Here is an 18204-nt window from a genome sequence, read left to right as displayed (position 1 = left end):
GCCGGGCCGACCATGCGGGCGCTGCCGCCGGGAAGTCCGCTCATCGAGGCGTCCGGTCTCGTCCCGGGGCGGACTACCGCGCCCTACGACCTGCGGTTGACCGTCGGGCCGCAGGGCGGCGCGGTCATGGCCCGGTCCGCGGACTTCCGCCCCCGGGAGAGCTGGATCATCCCCGACAAGATTGCCGATGACGTGGAGCGGCTCCTCCTGGTCCGGCACGAGATGGGCGAGCATCCCGTCTGCACCTGGCGGCCCTCCACGGGCCTCGGCATATTCACCCTGGGTACCGGTCCCGCCGTGCTCGCCGATCCCGCCTACCAGCGGCTCGTGGGACGTTGGCTACGGCACTGCCTCGGCGTGCTCGACGCCGCGCCGGCCAGGGTCGGGCTGCTGGGCACCCCGGACATCACCGGGACGCACCACTCGGCGGTGGACGCGACCGAGGGCCTGGAACTCGCCGCCCTCTGCGACGGCGGTGCTGGCCGGCTCCCGGCGCACGCGGCGGGTCGCCCGCCGCGCCGCGTCGACGACCCGGACGACCTGGTCAACGATCCGGATCTCGGGGTCGTCATCGTGGCCACACCGACCCACACCCGTCTCGAATGGGCCGGTCGTGCGCTGGAGGCCGGCAAGCACGTCGTCGTGCACGCCCCGCTCTGCCTGTCGACCCCGGACGCCGACCAGCTCGCGGAGGACCGGTCCCTGGTGCTCGCGGTGTATCCGGAGGGTCGGGACGACCCGGGCTACCGGGCGGTCCGCGCTGTCGTGCACCGCGGCGCCGTCGGCGAGCCGCTGCGGCTGGACGCCCACCGGGGCGGCTTTCGCCGGCCAGCCGGCACCTGGCACGACGACGAGCGGATCAGTGGTGGGCAGCTCCATGACCGGGGCAGCGCCTGCGTCGACCAGATCCTCGCCCTCGTTGACGAGCCCGTCGAATGGGTCAGCGCGTCCACCGTCAAGCGGGTCTGGCACCACGTCAGCAACGCTGACCACAGCCGGCTGCTGCTGCGTTTCGCGAGTGGGGCCGAGGCGCAGGTCACGGTCTCCGATCTGACGGTGGCCCGGCGCCCGCGGTTCGAGGTGCTCGGGTCCACCGGCTCGCTGATCCTGGACGGGGCTTTCCGGGACGGCGGGGCTTTCCGGGACGGGGAGGGGAAGCTGGTGCCGCGGTTGGGACGGCACGCCGGTCGCCGGTCCGAGGCCGAGGTGCTCGAGGCGGAGATGCTCGAGGCGGAGGCGGGGTCGCTCGTGCTGATCACCCATGACGGGGTGCGCAGCCACATCCCGCTGGCACCCACCTCGGGCAGTACGTTTCACCGGGACCTGGCGGACTGTCTCGTCTCGGGCGGGCCGCTGTCCGGCTACGGTGTGCAGACCGCCCGTCCGGTGGTCGCGGTGTTGGAGGCGGCGGTGCGCTCGGCGGCCGCGGGCGGCGCCCAGGTGGCTGCGCTCTGACCCGTTCCGGCCGGACCGTCCCGGCCGGAAACCGCCTGGTCATCCCCTCGTCGAGGGGCGCGGCCAACGTCCGTGGCCGCGCCGGCACCATACGACGCCATCGAGACTTGGGTGTTTACTCTTGACCATGGACTGGCTGACCCTGCCTGACGTCGCCGATCAGCTGCAGGTTCCCGTGACCCGTGTCCGGCAGATGGTGCGCGACCGGACGCTACTGGCCCGGCGGGAGGGGGGCGTCCTGCGGGTGCCTGCCGATTTCATCCGGGACGGCGCCGTCGTCAAGGGGCTGCCCGGCTTGCTCACGGTGCTGGCCGACGCGGGGTTCACCGATGAGGATGCGCTCGACTGGATCTTCCGGGAGGATCCGAGTCTGCCGGGCACCCCCATACAGGCACTTATCGAGAACCGTGGCAAGGAGGTCAAACGGCGGGCCCAGGCGTCGGCCTTCTAGCCCCGGCCCGGTCCCGGCCGTACCCACCGCCCGCACGGCGGGCGCTGCTCCCGTAGGGTCGAAAAATGGTCGATCGTCCGCCGCACTTGCACCCGCGTGCGCACCCGGAGCCGCTTGCCCGGGCGCGGGTCGTCGTCAATGGTGCGCCGCGGGGCATCCCGGGTGGCCAGCCGCTGCCCGACCTGCTTGCCGAGCTGGGCCTGCCGTCCGGTTCGGTGGTGGTCGAGCACAATGGCGTGGCCCTGACGCCGTCCGAGATTCCCGCCGTCCGGCTCGCCGACGGCGACATTCTGGAGATCGTGCGTGCTGTCGCCGGAGGTTGAGGGATCGTCGCCGCGCGCCGGTGGGCCGGCCCGGGCGGACCGGTTGCGGCGGCTGGCCGACGCCCGCCTGTACCTGTGCACGCCGCGTCGGGCCGAGTTCGACGCCTTCCTGAGCGCCGTGGTCGGCACGCCCGAGGCCCCCGGGGTCGATCTGGTCCAGTTCCGGGAGAAGGGGCTCGAATGGGACGAGGAGCTCGGCGGGCTGCGGCGGGTGCAGGCCGCCGCCGGCGCCGGCGCCAGGGGAGTGTTGGTCAGCGCGAATGACCGCGCCGACCTCGCCGCCTTCGCCGGGGTCGACATCCTGCACGTCGGTCAGGGCGACATCCCGCCGCGGTTTGCCCGGCGCCTGGTGGGCCCGGACGTGCTGATCGGACAGTCGACGCACGATCCCGACCAGTTCCTCGCGGCGCTCGCCGACCCCGACGTCGACTACGTGTGCGTGGGGCCGGTGCACGCCACGCCCACCAAGGAGGGCCGGCTGCCGGTCGGCCTGGGTCTGCCCCGGCTGGCCGCGCGGCACGCTCCTCCGTTCGTCCCGGGCGTGAAGCCGTGGTTCGTCACCGGTGGCGTCGGTCCGGATACCCTGGATCAGATTCTTGCGACGGGAGCGCGCCGCGTGGTGGTCGTGCGGAGCCTCACCGGGGTCGAGGATCCGGCCGCGAGTGCGGTTGCCCTCGCTCGGCGTCTGAGAGCCGTCTGAGAGTTGTCTGAGAGTTGTCGATACGCCGTCCGAGCCGCCGATGCGCCATCTGAGCTACCTCGCGGTCCTGGCGGGATGCCTGCTCGGGACGGCGCCGCTTGAGGTGTTTCTGGGCACCCGGGTGTACGCCCGGCCGGTTCGGCTGCTGCTGACCCTCGCCCCCGTCATCGTGATCTTCGTTGTCTGGGACCTGTTCGCCGTCTCCGCGGGGCACTGGAGCTTCGACCGGCGCCGTATCACCGGGATCCTGCTTCCGGGGGGCCTTCCCCTGGAGGAGCTGCTGTTCTTCGCCGTGGTGCCGATGTGCGCGATCCTGACGCTGGAGGCCGTGCGCGCGGTGCGGGGCTGGGACGTCGGCGACGAGCCCGCCCACCCGAGCGCGACGCGTTCCGATGGGACTCCCGATGGTGATCGGCCGTGAGCTACACGGCCCTGGCGGTCGTCGGGGTCGCGTTGGCGATCGCGATGGACCTGTGGGTCCTGCGGACCCGGCTGCTTACCCGGCGGGTTTTCTGGACTTCCTATGCGATCATCGCATTGTTCCAGTTGATCTCCAACGGGATCCTCACCGGGTTCGGCATCGTCGTCTACGACCCCCGCCGGATCCTCGGCCCGCGGATCGCGCACGCTCCGGTCGAGGATCTGCTGTTCGGCTTCGCGTTGGTGACCCAGACGTTGGCATGGTGGGTCTGGTGGGGGCGCCGGCTGCGGGGCGGGCCGCCCGGCCGGCCTCGCAGCCGGCGGGCCGGGGAGAGCCGGGCTGCCGGGGAGAGCCGGGAGGCCGGCGACAACGGGGGCAACGGGGAGAATCGGGGCATCCCGTCTCGACCCGAGGGTCGAGAGAGATCTCGGCGTACTTCGTGATGGAAACGAGCGAATTGGTCCCCTAGCGAGAATCCGTCGGCTTAATCTCGTCACGATGACGCATGATGGTGCAGGGGGCCCGGGATCGCCGGGACGCCACCGTTCTCCCTGGGGGCGTTCAGGCCGGATCCTGCCGATCCGGTGGGGACGTATCATCGCTGTGGTGGCTGTGTTGGTCGTCACCGTTGCGGGTCTGGTGGTTGTGCGTGGGCGGATGGCCGGCGACCATCGTGCGGGTTCCTCCGGAGGCAGGCCGGGTGCGCCGGTCGCAGCGCCGGCACCCACGCCCGGTGACGAGGACGGGCCGGCGAACGTGACGGCGGCCCCGGTCACTGCCCGGCCGGGTGCCGGTCCGGCCCTTTCCACCGCGTCCGCGGCCTCCCCGAGCGCCGGCATCGGGTCGGTTTTGCCACGGGTCGCCCCGACCGCCGCGAGGCCGCGGACCGGACCGCCGCCCGGGTCACCGGCCCTCCCGGTCGCTGCGCGGCCCTCCGGCCCGGCCCTCAGCCTGAGTTCGACCAGGGTCGACCTGGGTGACGTCGACTCCGTCTGGCGGCTTGACCTGCGTGGCGAGGGCACGGCGCCGGTCGACGTCGTGATCGGCGCCAGCCCGTCCTGGCTCACCGTGGTGCCCGGCCGGTCGCGGATCGATCCGGGGGCCGTCGTCCCCCTGGTGATCACTCTTGATCGGGCGGCGGCACCGTCCGGACCGATCGATGTGATCGTTCCGGTCAGGCCCCGCAAGGGTGATGGCGGGGGCGACGTGCGGGTTACCGCCAGGGTCGACGGCTCGCCACAGGTGGTGTCGATGGTTGCGGCGCCGACGACGCTGTACCCGTCCGGCTGCGCGCCGGCCGCGAGGGCGACCGCGTCCCCGGCGGCGGTGTCCACGGTGACGGTGTCCGTCGTGGACGCGACCGGCATCTTCGCCGCGGAGCTCGTGGTGAACCTCCCCGACGGAGGCAGGGCTAGTGTGTCGCTGGTCCTTGACCGGGCGACGGGTAACCGGTCGACGTGGTCCGGCCCGGTGGGCCCGGCCCGTGTGGCCGGGGCGATCACCTACACGGCCACGGTGACCGATCTTGACGGGCGGCGCTCCCGGGCACCGGGATCCCCCACCGTTCTGCCCTGCCCCTCCTGACCGGCGCGGTGACGGTGACGGCGGTGACGGCGGTGACGGCGGTGACGGCGGTGACGGCGGTGGGAAAGTATGGCGCCGCCCGGTTCAGGGGTACCGGGCGGAACGGTATAGCACGACAGGTTGGCCGGGACGCGCCAAGGTTTCGTCGGGCGGCGCAGGCCCAGAGACGGGTGCCGCAGGCCCGGGGCGCCGCGGTACGCGATGCACGCGCCGTCGGGCGCCGGAGAAAACGGGTGGGTGAGGTCGTGGACGCTGCTCTCGGGGATGTCGGTGTGCCGCGTCAGACCGGGCCGCAGCCGGCCGGGACGGTGCCGCGCGGTGGCGTCGGCCCCTGCCACCGGTCGAGCAGGTGCGTCCGGGACTGTGGAGTATCCCCGTCCCGTTGCCCTGGGCCAAACCGGCGCACGTGTTCGTGTACGTTTTCGAGACCTCCACGGGCCCGTTCCTGATGGACGCGGGCTGGGAGTTCGACGAGGCGTTCGACGAGCTGCAGGCCGGACTGGCGATGATCGGGATGTCGGTGGCCGACGTGCGGGGCGTTGTGGTGACCCATGTGCACCTGGACCACTACGGCCTGGCGAACCGGATCCGGGAGGCATCCGGGGCGTGGGTCTCGTTGCATCCCCTGGACGAGGCGATGCTACGGCACTTCGAACATGGTTACGCCGATCGGGTCTCCGAGCTGATGATCCGGGCCGGGGCGCCCGCCGAGATGACCGAGCGGCTGCTGGCGGGCTACCAGCAGCCGGCCCCGGGCCTATCGCGACCCGACATCCTCCTCGAGGACGGCGACCGGCCGGACATCCCGGGCTGGGATCTCACCGCGCTGTGGACACCGGGCCATTCGCCGGGACACCTCTGCTTCTGGGAGCCGACCAACCGGCTGCTGTTCTCCGGGGACCACGTCCTGCCCTCGACGGCGGTCGGGGTATCCGCGCCGGAGGAGGCCGTTCCTGATCCGCTGGGGGACTACCTGCGTTCGCTGGCCCGGCTGCGGAGCCTGCCTGCCGAGGAGGTGCTGCCGGCGCACGAGTACCGGTTCACCGGGCTGGAGCGCCGGCTCGCGGAGCTCGACGCGCATCACGCCGGCAGGCTGTCCGAGGTCGTCGAGGGACTGCGCGCGGGTGCCTCGCGGGTCTGGGACGTCGCCGGATACGTGACCTGGCATCGGCCGTTCCGCAACCTGCGGGGGGTGGCGCTGCAGAACGCCGTGATGGACACGATGTCGTACCTCGCGACGTTGGAGGCAACCGGCGCGGCGCGTTCCGAGCCGGGAACACCAGACCGGTGGCGCCTGATCGAGCCGTAGGGCCCGCCGGTCGGCAGGGCGGGGACCATTCGTACTAAGGTGAGAATATGACCTCCGTGTCGCTGTCCAAAGGCGGCAATGTCTCGCTGAGTAAGGTCGCCCCCAACCTCACTGCCGTGACGGTGGGCCTGGGGTGGCAGGTGCGGCAGACCACCGGTGCCGCCTACGACCTCGACGCCAGCGCGATCATTGTGAATGACGCCGGCCAGGTCCTCTCCGACGGCTATTTCGTGTTCTTCAACAATCTGGTGAGTCCGGACGGTGCGGTGAAGCACCTGGGTGACAACCTGGTCGGTGGCGGCGGCGGTGACGACGAGCAGATCAAAGTCGACCTGCGGATGCTGACCCCGCAGGCGGCGAAGGTCGTGTTCACCGTGTCCATCTACGATGCCGACTCGCGTCGGCAGGCCTTCGGCCAGATCCGCAACGCGTTCATCCGGGTGACGGACGCGACGAACGGCGCGGAGGTGGCCCGCTACGACCTCACCGAGGACGCCTCCACGGAGACAGCGATGATCTTCGGTGAGCTGTACCGCTACGGTGGGGAGTGGAAGTTCCGCGCCGTCGGTCAGGGATACGCCTCCGGGTTGCGCGGGATCGCCTTGGACTTCGGCGTCAACGTCTCGTGACCGCCCGGTCCTCGTGACCGCCGGGGCTCAGACGCGGCGCCATCCGGTGGCGGGGCGGGCGTTGCCGATCGTTGGCACGATCCGGGAGCGGGCACCTCGCGGCGCGACGACCATAACGCGCACAGAGCGTGTGTTGGCGTCGATCCGGTAGAGGATCCGCCAGGTCCGCCCGCTGGCCTCGTGCATGCCGACCTGCTCGCCGGGGATCGGAGTGCCGGCCTTGCGCGGATCGTCGCGCAGGGCACCGTCGAGGAACCGACGGACCTCGCCGCGGGTGAGCTCGGCCAGCTTCGACAGGTCCCGCTCAGCCGAGGCGGACAGCGTCACCTCGTGCTTGTCACTCACCGCCGGCTCCAGCCCCGGCGGCCGGAAGCGGGGAAAGCTCCACGTTCTCCACGTGAAGATCCTATGCGCCCGCCTCCACCGGGGCTCGTGCTTCTCGCCCCCGTTGCCGGGAACCGATCACCATCGTTGCCGGGAACCGTTGCCGGGAACTGAGAAGTCCTTCCGCGGTCCGGATGAACCGGGCGGCATGGGCGGTTATGCGGGTATGCGCTTCGGAGATGACGACACCATTCGCCGCATGCTCACCGACACCGAGGTCTGGGCGGTGGTGGGGCTGTCCAACGACAGCCGCCGGACCGCCTACAGCATTGCGGACTACCTGCGACGGCACGGCAAGCACGTCGTGCCGGTGCATCCTTCGGCACCCGTGGTCGCGGGGGAGCAGGGATACGCGACGTTGAGCGAGATCCCGTTTCCCGTCGACGTCGTCGACCTGTTCGTCCGGTCGGAGCTGGCCGGCCCGCTCGTCGACGAGGCGGTGAAGATCGGCGCGAAGGGGGTCTGGCTCCAGCTCGGTGTGCGGGACGAGGCTACCGCGGCGCGTGCGGGCGAGGCCGGACTGGACGTCGTCATGGACACCTGCCCGGCGATGGAGGCACCCCGGCTGGGGCTTGGCTGGAGCCGTTGATCCCCGGCACCTCCGCGGGCGCCCGGCGCGATCGATTGAGCAGCACGAACCGGCGGGTCGCGAGCGCGGCGGCAGGCGGGAAGAGCACGAGGACGGGGAGCAGGTAGCGGTAGTCGAAGCACACCGTCGCGGCCGGGACGATGAGCGTGGCGGCCCCGGCCGCCACGAGGAGGGCCATGTCCGCACGCAGCCGTCGATCTTCGGCGGCCCGGTCCCGCAGGCCTCTCCGGCGCCGGGCGCCACGGTTCCCCGGCGGCGCACGGCGGTCCCGCCCCGGGATCATGATCGCGACGACGGCAACGATCACCATCGCGGCCAGGGCCGGACCGGGCGTGAAGACGAGATGCTGGTAGCTCCGCAGGAAGCCGGCGGACGGCTCGCGGATGACGTGGGTGGGCGCGTCCCCGTGGAAGCCGAGCAGTGGCTCGCCGTTGTGCAGGTAGCGCGGTTCGTTACCGGTCGGGAACCGCCAGGTCGCGTCCGGCCAGTCACGGTGCCCGACCGGTCGGCCCGGGGCGAAGTAGTGCACGATCTCCCCGCCGACCATCCGGGCGTAGTCACCGAACTGATACCGGATGACCTGGCGGGTGAAGTCGCGCAGCAGCGCGTCCCGCTTGTCGTCGGGCATGTCGAGCCGCCAGCGCGGGCTGTTGCCGTTCCAGACGTAGTAGCTGGGATCGGGCCGCCCCGCCACCGGATGCGGGGAGCACAGGACGAGCTGGCGCGTGCTCAGGTGTAGGCGATCACATTCGGCGATCGGTGCCACCCGGCCGTACATCCACACCGCGTCCCCACCGGTGAGCGCGTACTTCCCGTGCGCGTGGTGGAACCAGCCCGCGTATCCGACGAGTGGAACGGCGAGCATCACGGCGAAGGCGGCGGACCGGAGCCATCCGACGCGACGAAGAAGCAGGTAGCCCACGGCGAGCACACCCATGGCGACCCCGATGGTGCGGACCAGGCCCGCCCCGCCCAGTAACAGGCCGGCGAACCCGCACGCCCACACCGACGGTCGTGCCGACCAGGTCAGGGCGATCATCGCGGCGACCAGCAGGACCGCGAACAGGGTCTCGGCCATCACGTAGTGTTCGAGGACCAGCTGGTAGGCGTCCAGCAGGACCGGCGCGGCGGCGAGGGCCGCCACCGGGGCCGCCACTCGGCGGTGGACCAGCAGGACGTAGATCCCCACCCCGAGGGCCAGGCCCGCGACGTGCTGGACCACCGTCACCCACCACAGGTCGCCGGTGTGCGACAGCAGGCGCAGGAAGGCCAGGTATCCGGCCGGCCGCATCGGGTCGGGCGCGTGCAGGGTGGAAAGTCGCAGGTAGGCGTAGGAGTCTCCGTTGAACTCGAACGCCGGCCGGTAGGCGTACCCGGTGACCACCCGCAGGGTCATCCCGGCGACCAGGAGAACCGCGAAGGGCAGATGCCGCGCGACCGGCTGGGCGGGTCGGGCCGGCTGGGCGGAGGCCGGACCCGATTCACGGCGCCGCGCGTTCGGGCCGTAGAGCGGGCCGGGGTGCTCCCCGGACGGCACCCGGCCCGGGGCGGCGAGGTCATCCGCGGGGTCATTCCCGGAGGCGGGGTCATCCCCGAAGACAGCGGGATCGCGTAGGGAGACGGGCGCGGCGTCACCGGGCAGCGGTGGAAAGCGGCGTCTGCCCGAGACGACCATTCTGCCCAGGACGGCCATGATGAATATCCGCCGTTCTCAGAACCTGACGACCTCGGCCGGGTGTTCCGGCGCCTCGAAGCACGGGCCGAGGCCGGGCGTGTCGGCCCGTGGACCGCTCGCCTCGGCCTGGGTGGAGCCCGCGCCGGCACTCGCACTCGCGTCAGGGCCCGTGCCGGCACGGGTACCGCGGGCCGACGCCCGCTGATGCCCCCCGCTGGGTCCGGCGGTCAGCAGCCGCAGGAAGAAGGACCCGAAGGCGGTCTGCGCGCCCAGCACCATCAGCGTCATCGCGAGCAGGGCCGGGCGCATCTCGTTGAGCGGTCCGAGATTGTTGACCAGCCAGCGGACGAGGACGACCACGTCCACGACAAATCCGACGATGAACAGGCCCGCGCCGAGCGCAAGCCCGCGTTCGAGGGTGAACAGGCGGTGGATGAGCGGCAGCGGCCAGCGGCGGCGCTCCTGCCAGCCGAGGGCGTGGTTGTGGACGTCGGCGCAGACCCCCAGCAGCACCAGTTGCCAGCCGAGTAGCGCCAGCAGCGCGAACAGGATCGAGAAGTGCAGGTCCAGCCGGTGGAAGCCGAGATTGAGCGAGCCGGGCAGCAGCGCCGCCTGGCCCACGATCCCGAGCGCCAGCAGCACCAGGCCGGGCAGCACGAACAGGTGCCTCGGCGCCAGCAGCAGCATGAACCGCAGGTGTCGCCAACCATCCCGCAGGGAGTGCAGCTTGGAGGCCCCGACCCGCGGATGGTAGGTGATCGGCACCTCCTCGATCCGAAGCTCGGCGCGGCCCGCGGCGATCACCAGTTCGGAGGCGAGCTCCATCCCCTCGCAGCGCAGCTGCATACGCAGGTACGCCTCTCGGCTGAAGGCCCGCATGCCCGAGTGCGCGTCGGAGGAACGGACGTCGAACAGCCGGTTCAGGATGCCGGTGAGCACAGGGTTGCCGACGTAACGGTGCAGCCAGGGCATCGCTCCCGGCAGGATCTCTCCAGCGAAGCGCGACCCGAGCACGTAGTCGGCCCGCCCGGCGCGCAGCGGAGCGAGCAGGACGCCCAGATCCGAGAAGTCGTAGGAGTCGTCGGCGTCGCCCATCACGATCAGCCGGCCTCGGGCGGCGGCGAACCCGGCCAGGTAGGCGTTGCCGTAGCCGCGCCGGGTCTCGCGGACGACCCGGGCACCTGCGGCTGCGGCGACGTCCGCCGACCGGTCCGTGGATCCGTTGTCGACAACGACGACCTCGCCCGCGGCACCCGCGGTGGCCAGGCCCGCAAGGGCCTTGCGCACACAGACGCCGACCGACTCCTGCTCGTTCAGGCACGGCATGACGACCGACACCTCGACCGGCTGTCCGCCGGCACGCGGGCTGGAACCCGCGCCGGTGGGGATGCCCCCGAAGGCGTCGGTACCGGTACCGACACCCGTGGCGCCGTCCATCGTCCGTACCCCCTTGTGGCCGGGCATGTCCGGGTCCGTGGCCGTTCACCGGTGCCTGTCCGTGGCTCTGCCGTGTCGATGCCCGGTCGCCGGGGACAACGGGCGCCGTTCATGCAGGTGGGCGCATCAGCGGAACCGGCCCACGTCATTGTTGCGGTCAGGATGGCGGAACCGCTCGGCCACCGCCCCGTAACCTACCGATCCGATGGTCCGGTCCTGTTACCAGTATCTCGCTGTAGACACCCCGTGGTCCGTCCGGCTGGTTCCCGATGTGCTGCGTTTCGCATCCGCGCTGGTCACGGCCGTTGCCCACGCTGACTTGCGGGTCAGGGTCGCAGACACGTCGGCCCCTTCACACGCGCCTCGGTGTGACGCTTCTTACGGAGAGGCGTAACGTCTGGTGCTCGTGCAAGCTGTTCGCGTTTCAGACCCGGCATCGGCGTCCCCGGTGCCCACCGACGACCCGGAGCCCTCCTCGCCCGAGCCGTCCTCAGTTCCCCTGCCCGCTGACGCCTCACGCGCAGCCGCGCCCCGGCGACGTGGTTGCCCGCACTGTCCGCCCTGCCCCACGGCGGACAGTGCGGATCGCGACGCCGCCCGGGTGGCCAGCCAGCATTGGGACCAGGGCTGGATCCTGCTGTGTAACGGGGTGATTCTGTTCGAGGACACCGGCGAGATCCTGCCGACAGGTCGCACCGTCGAGCCACGACGGGCGCTGCCCCGGCCCGGGGGCGTGGCACGGCCGCCGGCTCCGAGATGGGCGAGCCAGGCCCCGGTCGCGTTCTGACGGTCGCGGCCTGACAGCGAGCTCCTTCTGCTCGCTCCTTCCGCGGGGTTCGGGAGGATGTGAAGTTCATCCCAGTTGATCTGGGTGTCCCCGTTACGGGTACGGTGCCGGCGTGGCGTCAAGGTCGGTGACGAGGCCGGGAAACGGGACCGCTCCCCGCTGGCCCGTGGAGAACCGGGTCGGTCGGCGCGTCCGGATCCTCATGCGCCGTGACACCGCGCTGGGCCGGACGTTCCTGCACGCCTTCACCAGTGCGGACCGGTCGCTGTTCGCGGCGCTGGCCGGCGGCAGACCGCTGCTCGACCCGGCGCTGCCGCGGCTGTCCCACGCTGCCGATCATGGTCTGCTCTGGTGGGGGGTGGCCGGGGCGCTCGGTGCGACGAAGGGACGCCGTCGCCCGGCGGCCGTCCGTGGCCTGCTCGCCCTGGGAGTCGCGAGCGTTCTCGCCAACGGGCCGATGAAGGTGGTGTTCCGCCGGGACCGCCCACCGACTCACATGATTCCCCCGCTGCGGCGGCTTCGCGAGGATCTCACGACGTTCTCGTTCCCCTCTGGGCACGCGGCGTCGGCAGCCGCCTTCGCCACCGGAGTCGCGTTGGACGCACCCGGCGCGGCGGTGCCGGTGGCCGTGCTCGCCGCCGCGGTGGCGTTCTCCCGGGTGTACGTCGGGGTGCACTATCCCGGGGACGTGGCCGCCGGCGTGCTGCTGGGGATAGGGGCGGGCCTGGCGACGACGAAGGTGATGCCGCGCCGGCCGTGGGCCCCCGCCCGGGCCAGCCCCGCGTCGGCGTGGGCGCCCGCCCTGCCCGACGGCGACGGCCTCACCGTGGTGGTGAACGCCCGTTCCGGTCCGGGTAACCACACGGACCTGCTCGCCGTGCTGCGGGCCGATCTGCCCAGGGCCCGGGTCGTCGAGGTCGACGCGGGCGGCGACGTAAGAACCGTGCTGAGGTCCGCGGCGGCGCGGTCCCGTGTGCTGGGCGTCGCCGGCGGCGACGGCACCATCAACGCGGCCGCCCAGACCGCGCTGGCGCACGGCGTGCCGCTGGCGGTCTTCCCCGCGGGCACGCTCAACCACTTCGCCGCGGACGTCGGACTCGCCGGGGCGGGTGACTCGGTGCAGGCGATACGGGAGGGTTCGGCGGTCGCCGTCGACATCGGCCGGGCCGAGGGCATCGGCGCGACGTTCAGTCGGTTCTCCCGCATCTTCGTGAACACCGCGAGCCTCGGCGGTTACCCGGACATGGTCGCCATCCGTGCGCGGTTCGAGCGCCGCATCGGCAAGTGGCCGGCGATGCTCATCGCGCTGAGCTGGGTGCTGCGCCACGAAACGCCGTTCGAGATCGAGATCGACTCCGAGTACCGCCGGGTCTGGCTGATCTTCGTCGGCAACGGGATCTACCAGCCCGACGGGTTCGCCCCCACCTACCGCACCCGCCTCGACGAAGGGCTACTGGACCTGCGGGTGGTTGACGCCGCGGCGTCGCTTGCCCGGCTCCGGCTGGTGGGGGCGGTGCTGACCGGCCGTCTCGGGCGCAGCCGGGTGTACGAACAACACACGGTCGAACGGGTCACGATCTCATCCCGTCAGCCCGGCCCGCTGCCGTTCGCCTGTGACGGCGAGGTCACGGAGGGAGTGGAACACATCGTCATCACTCCGGGCGGAGCCCGACTGATCGTCTACCGGCCGCGGCGGCCCGGCGCATCCGGCTGAGCCGGGCCGGTGGACCGGCAGCCGGGCGGACCGCGGCGGCGTCAGCGACCGCGACGGTGCTGCAACGGGATGAGCGTGTGCAGCGGGCTGGTCAGCCGGGTGAACTGGTCGGTGTCGAGGAGATCCTCGACGAGCAGCGCGCAGGCCAGGTCGGCGCACAGCTCCATGACCCGCCGGTCCTCGCTCGAATCGGTGCCCCGATGGCCGCGGCAGTACGGGCACAACCGCCAGAAACCCTCGGCGGCGCTGCGCCGGACCAGGGTCCACACCCGGCGACGCCCGGTCACCACGGCGCTCGCGAAGGCGGCGTCCATCGCCATCTGATGCGCGGAGTCGTCGCGGGTGAGTGCGGACACCAGCAGGCCGTCGAAGACCTCGAGGCTGTCCGGATCGTGGCAGCGCCCGGCGAGGACCGGGAGTGCCGCGAGAACCCGCTTCACGTCCGCCGCGGCCGGGCCGAGGTCGGGTTCGTGCGAGCGCGCGCGGGGGTAGACCGTGCGCCACGGACGCATCAGTGCCGCATACTCCGCGCGGCCGAGGATGGGCCGGGAGTAGGAGGCGGCGACCGCGTCGCGCATCGCGCGCAGAGCCGTGGCTGCGATCGTCGGTTCGACGGTGACGTACTCCGCGCCGGTGAGGTCGTCGGCGTAGATCGCGCTCAACGCGTCGAAGGCGGCCAGCACCTCGACGATCAATGGAGAGTCGGGGGAGAGCGCCTTGTCCCGGGCAGCGGCGAGGTACCCCGAGTTGCGCCAGGCGCCGGCGAGCGAGACGAGCTCCGTGTCGGTGGTGTGGACGAGTTGGGCGAGGATGCCGAGAATGCCGCGGAGGTTGGGATGTTCCTCCAGCCGCTCGATGCGACGGGCCCGCAGGATCATGCCGCCGTCCCGTCCACGCGGCTTGCGACGCCGCACTGGGACCGCCGTGGGCTCACCGCGCTCCCGCCCGTCCGCGGTTCAGGTGATGCCGCCGCGGGTGCGGTGGTCGTCGCCACACCATTCACCTCGTCCTCCTCGACCGTCACAGCAGACGCCGCGCGGGCCTCGTCATGACCCGCAGTCGCGCGCCGGCCGGTCGGCTGGTTATCGGCTGGCCGGCCGGCTCCTGATTGACCTGACAATTGACCTGACAGCGACCTGACAGATGCCTGACCGTACCGGACCGCGACGTGGCCGTGCGGTGATCGGCAGGCGGGTTTTCGTTGCTCTCCGACACTGACGGGGGCCGGGAGCACGTGCCGGAGGGCTTCGCCGCCGGCGGTTTCACAGCTGGTAACGCCGCGTGACCAACCTTTGGACATCACCCTCGAGAGACTAGTGTCCGCGGCGGCGATGCGGAACTCAACGCGTCATCAAGTGGAACACGGGGTACCGCGAAAGACCCGGGGCATAACCGGATCGGGGACGGCGGTGGACTCCGATGAAGCCGAGCGCGGTGGAGTTCATCACGGACAGTGCCGATGCGTTGGGTAACTCCTCCGGGGGTCCGGGTCGGGCCCGCCGGAACCGGGCGCGCCCGGATGCAGGGGGTCAACGCGGTGGGCCCGGAGAATGAAACCCGAGGTCGCGGGGCCGAGATCGGACGCCAAGGGGTTCGGTGCGCGGCCCGCTGCCCGGCCGGGGTGGCCCGGAGGTACCGATCCGCATGCGGTGGGCCGGATGGGCCGGATGGGCGGGCCTGGAGGCGATGGCCCGAACGCGGTGGGCCGGATGGGCCGGATGGGTCGGTCTGGAGGCGGTGATGCGGGCACGGTGGGGCCGGACGGCCCGGCGGCTCCGGTGCCGTGGGATCCGGTCCGGCGGGTGCGGTGTGGTGGGCTCCATCGCGCGGGCCCCACCTTCCGGGCCCCACCTTCCGGGCCCCACTTTCCGGACCCAGCCACCCGGGCTCCGCGCCGGGTGGGCCACGCGGGGGTCCGGCCCGGCACCGTGACCTCGGGCCCCGGCGCCGGGGAGCCCGCAGGTGGCTCCGTCGGCGCCGGGGAGGTCCCGGATGGCCCGAAGGCCTGGGCAATCCGGGCAATCCCGGGGGCCGGGCGGTCCGGGGCCTGACTGGTCCGGGGCCTGGGTGGGTCGGTCAGCCCGAGATCGGCCGCTCGTCCTGCTCGACGCCGGCCACGATCCTGATGCCGGCCACGATCGCCTCGGGCCCGTCCAGGCCGGCCTCGTCGGCACGCAGCCCGAATCGCCTGATCGCGTCCCCGACCGTGGTGGCCTTGACCTCACCGGCCCGGACGAGGGCTTCCAGGGTCGCGACGACGATCGACTCGGCGTCGACCTTGAAGTGCCGGCGCAGGGCGGCCCGAGTGTCGGAACGGCCGTACCCGTCGGTGCCCAGCGAGGTGAACGGCTGCGGAACCCACCGGGAGATCTGGTCGGGCACCGCGCGCATCCAGTCGGAGACCGCCACGACCGGGCCGGCGGCCCCTTCGAGGGCACGGGTCACGTACGGCACGGCGTCGTCGGCCTCGGGGTTGAGCAGGTTGGCGCGGTCGCAGTCGAGCGCATCCCGCCGAAGCTCGTTCCACGAGGTCACCGACCACAGGTCGGCGGCGACCCCGAAGTCGGCGGCAAGGATCTCCTGCGCCGCCAGCGCCCAGTGGATGGAAGTCCCGCTGGCCAGCAGTTGCGCCCGCGGCGGGGAGCCCACGCCGGCCCCCGCCGCCGGAAGCCCGCCGGCCAGGTCCTCGGCCGAGCGGAACCGGTACATCCCGGAGATGATCTGCGCCGGGTCGAGACCCGCGGGCTCGGCAGGCTGCGGCACCGGCTCGTTGTAGACAGTGAGGTAGTAGAAGACGTTGTCGTCCCGCTCGCCGTACATTCGGTCGAGCGCGTCCCGGACGATGTGTGTCAGCTCGAAGGCGAAGGCGGGGTCGTAGGCCACGCAGGCCGGGTTAGTCGACGCCAGGAGCAGGGAGTGGCCGTCCTGGTGCTGCAGGCCCTCGCCGTTGAGAGTGGTCCGACCGGCGGTCGCCCCGAGCAGGAACCCGCGGCCGAGCTGGTCGCCGAGCGCCCACATCTGGTCGCCGGTGCGCTGGAAGCCGAACATCGAGTAGAAGACGTAGATTGGGATCATGTGCTGCGCGTGGGTGGCGTACGCCGTGCCAGCGGCGATCACCGAGCCCATCGACCCGGCCTCGCTGATGCCCTCGTGCAGCATCTGACCGGTCTCGGACTCCTGGTAGGACAGCAGCAGTTCGCGGTCGACGGCCTCGTAGCGCTGCCCGTGCGGCGAGTAGATCTTCGCCGTCGGGAACATCGCGTCCATGCCGAAGGTGCGGGCCTCGTCGGGGATGACCGGCACGAAGCGCGCGCCCATCTCCTTGGTCTTCATGAGGTCCTTCAGCAGCCGGACGAAGGCCATCGTCGTGGCGACGGGCTGTTTGCCGGAGCCCTTCCGGAGTTCGTCGAAGATCTTCGCTGGCGGTTGGGGGAGCGGCTTGGCCCGCACGACCCGACGCGGGATCGACCCACCGAGCGCGGCCCGGCGTTCCCGCATGTACGCGATTTCCTCGGAGTCCGGCCCCGGGTGGCAGTAGGGCGGCAGGTCACCCGACAGAGCCGAGTCCGGGATCTCCAGATAGAGCCGGTCGCGGAACTCCTTGAGCTCGCTCTTGGTCAGCTTCTTCATCTGGTGGGTGGCGTTGCGGGCCTCGAAGTCCTTGCCCAGGGTCCAGCCCTTGATGGTGTGCGCGAGGATGACCGTGGGCTGGCCCGCGTGCTCGGTCGCCGCCTTGTAGGCCGCGTAGAGCTTGCGGTAGTCGTGGCCACCGCGGGAGAGCTTGCGCAGATCGTCGTCGGAGAGGTCTGCGACCATCCGGCGCAGCCGGGCGTCCGAGCCGAAGAAGTGCTCCCGGATGTATTCGCCCGACGACGTCGAGTAGGTCTGGAACTGCCCGTCCGGCGTGGTGTTCATGCGGTTTACCAGCACGCCGTCGGTGTCCTTGGCCAGCAGCGGGTCCCAGTCGCGGCCCCAGACCACCTTGATGACGTTCCAGCCGGCGCCCCGGAACAGCGACTCCAGCTCCTGCATGATCTTGCCGTTGCCGCGGACCGGGCCGTCGAGGCGCTGCAGGTTGCAGTTGACCACGAAGATGAGGTTGTCGAGCTCCTCGCGGGCGGCCACGCCCAGCGCGCCGATTGACTCCGGCTCGTCCATCTCGCCGTCGCCGAGGAACGCCCACACGCGGCTGCCCGAGGTGTCCTTGATCTGGCGGTTGAGCAGGTAGCGGTTGAACCGGGCCTGGTAGATGGCGCCGATCGGCCCGAGTCCCATCGAAACCGTGGGGAACTCCCAGAAATCAGGCATGAGCCGAGGGTGAGGGTAGGACGACAGGCCGCCCGACTCGCCCTCGCGCCGGAAGGCGTCGAGCTGCTTCTCCGTCAGCCGGCCTTCCAGGAAGGCGCGGGCGTAGATGCCCGGGGACGCGTGACCCTGAATAAAGATCTGGTCACCCGAGGCACTTCCCGGCGAGGAACTGAGATGGTCCTTGCCGCGGAAGAAATGGTTGAAGCCCACCTCGTAGAGGCTCGCGCTTGAGGCGTAGGTCGCGATGTGACCGCCGACATTGAACGCGGGGCGGTTGGCGCGGCTCACCATGATGGCCGCGTTCCACCGGATATAGGCCCGGATGCGGCGTTCGATGTGCTCGTTGCCGGGGAACCAGGGCTCCCGCTCCGGGCTGATGGTGTTGATGTAGTCGGTGCTGGTGAGACCGGGAACACCGACCGCCTTCTCCCGGGCCCG

At 71.5% G+C, this 18204-nt stretch carries 17 protein-coding genes; 12 read left to right on the top strand and 5 right to left on the bottom strand.

Features of this window, described 5'->3' with window-relative positions; translation table 11 throughout:
• From AC08OX_RS04035 to AC08OX_RS03995, 9 genes are all read left to right on the top strand, one after another.
• A partial coding sequence (locus tag AC08OX_RS04035; RefSeq protein ID WP_476606569.1) for a Gfo/Idh/MocA family protein occupies positions 1-1455 on the top strand: 1455 nt, incomplete at its 5' end.
• A 127-nt stretch (positions 1456-1582) separates the two neighbouring features.
• Complete coding sequence (locus AC08OX_RS04030) at positions 1583-1906, top strand: Rv2175c family DNA-binding protein (RefSeq protein WP_476606575.1); 324 nt, start codon at positions 1583-1585, stop codon at positions 1904-1906.
• A 65-nt stretch (positions 1907-1971) separates the two neighbouring features.
• Positions 1972-2229 carry a sulfur carrier protein ThiS gene (thiS, locus tag AC08OX_RS04025; protein WP_011437456.1) on the top strand — a complete coding sequence of 86 codons (258 nt, stop codon included), beginning with the start codon at positions 1972-1974 and terminating at the stop codon, positions 2227-2229.
• Positions 2210-2929, top strand: a complete 720-nt coding sequence (locus AC08OX_RS04020) for a thiamine phosphate synthase (RefSeq protein ID WP_476606568.1) — start codon at positions 2210-2212, stop codon at positions 2927-2929. Before thiS ends, AC08OX_RS04020 begins: the two co-directional genes overlap by 20 nt.
• 40 nt (positions 2930-2969) lie before the next feature.
• Positions 2970-3350: a lycopene cyclase domain-containing protein gene (locus AC08OX_RS04015; RefSeq protein ID WP_011437454.1), complete on the top strand. Its 381-nt coding sequence runs from the start codon at positions 2970-2972 to the stop codon at positions 3348-3350.
• Positions 3347-3793, top strand: a complete 447-nt coding sequence (locus AC08OX_RS04010) for a lycopene cyclase domain-containing protein (protein ID WP_476606567.1) — start codon at positions 3347-3349, stop codon at positions 3791-3793. The genes AC08OX_RS04015 and AC08OX_RS04010 overlap by 4 nt, the downstream gene beginning before the upstream one ends.
• Positions 3794-3956: 163 nt before the next feature.
• On the top strand, positions 3957-4934 hold the full coding sequence (locus tag AC08OX_RS04005; RefSeq protein WP_476606566.1) for a hypothetical protein: 978 nt from the start codon (positions 3957-3959) through the stop codon (positions 4932-4934).
• Between the two features lie 349 nt (positions 4935-5283).
• Entirely contained in the window at positions 5284-6243 is a 960-nt protein-coding gene (locus AC08OX_RS04000; protein WP_476606565.1) for an MBL fold metallo-hydrolase, read from the top strand.
• Between the two features lie 47 nt (positions 6244-6290).
• The gene (locus tag AC08OX_RS03995; protein ID WP_476606564.1) at positions 6291-6872 is read left to right on the top strand and encodes a TerD family protein; all 582 of its coding nucleotides are present in this window, start codon (positions 6291-6293) and stop codon (positions 6870-6872) included.
• A gap of 27 nt (positions 6873-6899) precedes the next feature.
• Here the strand turns inward: AC08OX_RS03995 and AC08OX_RS03990 are convergent, their stop codons facing one another.
• Positions 6900-7217 carry a type II toxin-antitoxin system RelE family toxin gene (locus tag AC08OX_RS03990; RefSeq protein WP_011437449.1) on the bottom strand — a complete coding sequence of 106 codons (318 nt, stop codon included), beginning with the start codon at positions 7215-7217 and terminating at the stop codon, positions 6900-6902.
• Between the two features lie 187 nt (positions 7218-7404).
• On the opposite strand from AC08OX_RS03990, the gene AC08OX_RS03985 reads away from it, so the two are divergent.
• Positions 7405-7845, top strand: coding sequence for a CoA-binding protein (locus AC08OX_RS03985; protein WP_476606563.1), 441 nt, complete (start codon positions 7405-7407; stop codon positions 7843-7845).
• Here AC08OX_RS03985 and AC08OX_RS03980 read toward each other — a convergent pair.
• Positions 7787-9538, bottom strand: a complete 1752-nt coding sequence (locus AC08OX_RS03980; RefSeq protein ID WP_476606562.1) for a hypothetical protein — start codon at positions 9536-9538, stop codon at positions 7787-7789. The two genes, AC08OX_RS03985 and AC08OX_RS03980, sit on opposite strands and share 59 nt — an antisense overlap.
• Positions 9539-9556: 18 nt before the next feature.
• Complete coding sequence (locus AC08OX_RS03975) at positions 9557-10957, bottom strand: glycosyltransferase family 2 protein (protein ID WP_476606574.1); 1401 nt, start codon at positions 10955-10957, stop codon at positions 9557-9559.
• A gap of 400 nt (positions 10958-11357) precedes the next feature.
• Here AC08OX_RS03975 and AC08OX_RS03970 point away from each other — a divergent pair, with 400 nt between their 5' ends.
• Positions 11358-11744 (top strand): DUF5999 family protein, encoded by a 387-nt coding sequence (locus tag AC08OX_RS03970; protein WP_476606561.1) that lies wholly within the window; start codon positions 11358-11360, stop codon positions 11742-11744.
• 112 nt (positions 11745-11856) lie between these two features.
• Positions 11857-13458: a phosphatase PAP2 family protein gene (locus tag AC08OX_RS03965; protein WP_476606560.1), complete on the top strand. Its 1602-nt coding sequence runs from the start codon at positions 11857-11859 to the stop codon at positions 13456-13458.
• 41 nt (positions 13459-13499) lie between these two features.
• Here the strand turns inward: AC08OX_RS03965 and AC08OX_RS03960 are convergent, their stop codons facing one another.
• Positions 13500-14336 (bottom strand): alpha-amylase family protein, encoded by an 837-nt coding sequence (locus AC08OX_RS03960; protein WP_476606559.1) that lies wholly within the window; start codon positions 14334-14336, stop codon positions 13500-13502.
• Positions 14337-15534: 1198 nt separating this feature from the next.
• The coding region (gene aceE / locus AC08OX_RS03955) for a pyruvate dehydrogenase (acetyl-transferring), homodimeric type (protein WP_476606558.1) at positions 15535-18204 on the bottom strand (2670 nt) is incomplete at its 5' end.

The sequence above is a fragment of the Frankia sp. CoBUL1 genome, from assembly GCF_978021245.1.
This window is presented reverse-complemented; position numbering and strand designations above follow the sequence as displayed.

What these genes read in the sequence shown, in the direction of transcription:
- AC08OX_RS03995 (WP_476606564.1), top strand. Translation starts at nt 6,291, where the DNA reads ATGACCTCCGTGTCGCTGTCCAAAGGCGGCAATGTCTCGCTGAGTAAG.
- AC08OX_RS04030 (WP_476606575.1), top strand. Translation starts at nt 1,583, where the DNA reads ATGGACTGGCTGACCCTGCCTGACGTCGCCGATCAGCTGCAGGTTCCC.
- AC08OX_RS03960 (WP_476606559.1), bottom strand. Translation starts at nt 14,336, where the DNA reads ATGATCCTGCGGGCCCGTCGCATCGAGCGGCTGGAGGAACATCCCAAC.
- AC08OX_RS03985 (WP_476606563.1), top strand. Translation starts at nt 7,405, where the DNA reads ATGGGCGGTTATGCGGGTATGCGCTTCGGAGATGACGACACCATTCGC.
- thiS (WP_011437456.1), top strand. Translation starts at nt 1,972, where the DNA reads ATGGTCGATCGTCCGCCGCACTTGCACCCGCGTGCGCACCCGGAGCCG.
- AC08OX_RS04015 (WP_011437454.1), top strand. Translation starts at nt 2,970, where the DNA reads ATGCGCCATCTGAGCTACCTCGCGGTCCTGGCGGGATGCCTGCTCGGG.
- AC08OX_RS03975 (WP_476606574.1), bottom strand. Translation starts at nt 10,957, where the DNA reads ATGGACGGCGCCACGGGTGTCGGTACCGGTACCGACGCCTTCGGGGGC.
- AC08OX_RS03980 (WP_476606562.1), bottom strand. Translation starts at nt 9,538, where the DNA reads ATGGCCGTCCTGGGCAGAATGGTCGTCTCGGGCAGACGCCGCTTTCCA.